Source organism: Micrococcus sp. PSi08, from assembly GCF_054960655.1.
This window is the reverse complement of record NZ_JBHNYP010000065.1, coordinates 1-635: the sequence shown is the minus strand read 5'-3', so window position 1 is coordinate 635 and position 635 is coordinate 1. Positions and strand designations below refer to the sequence as shown.

The 635-nt window shown below is 66.5% G+C and carries 1 protein-coding gene; it reads right to left on the bottom strand.

Going from position 1 to position 635, the window contains the following annotated elements:
- On the bottom strand, positions 1-513 hold a 513-nt coding region (locus ACFI33_RS11785), incomplete at its 3' end, for a transposase (protein ID WP_462624054.1).
- Positions 514-635 lie beyond the last annotated feature (122 nt).

The following is a 635-nucleotide window of genomic DNA, read 5'->3' as shown; positions in this document are numbered from 1 at the left end:
CGTCAACGCGTCCGCGGCAACGAACGTGAACGGTCCCGCCTCCCCGAGCGGCCGGTGGCGGAAGGCCTCCACCTGCTCATCGAGGTCCGCGGCCATCCGGGACACCTGGGACTTCGACAGGGCATTGATGCCCAAGGTCTTGACCAGCTTGTCCATCCGCCGGGTAGAGACACCGGCCAGGTAGCAGTCTGCGACCACGGTGATCAGCGCCGATTCGGCCCGCTTGCGCCGCTCGAGCAGCCATTCCGGGAAGTAGGTGCCCGAGCGCAGCTTCGGGATGGCCACGTCCACGGTGCCGACCCGGGTGTCCAGGTCCCGGTGCCGGTACCCATTGCGCTGGGCCGTGCGGTCACGGGAGGGTTTGCCCCATTCGGCGCCGACCACCGCATCGGCGTCAGCGCAGAGCAGGGTGTTGATCATCGTCTGCAGCAGGTGGCGCATCATGTCCGGGGAGGCCTCGGACAGGGCTTCGCCCAGCAGGCCGGCAGGGTCGACAATATGAGGAGCGGTCATCGTGATGACTCCATTCGAGGATTCTGTGAGAGGTTGACTCGAAGGATCACACGGTGGCCGCGTCCACGTCTGGAACGACGTGCCCGACCACCGGGCGCTACACCACTATGCGGGACTCAACT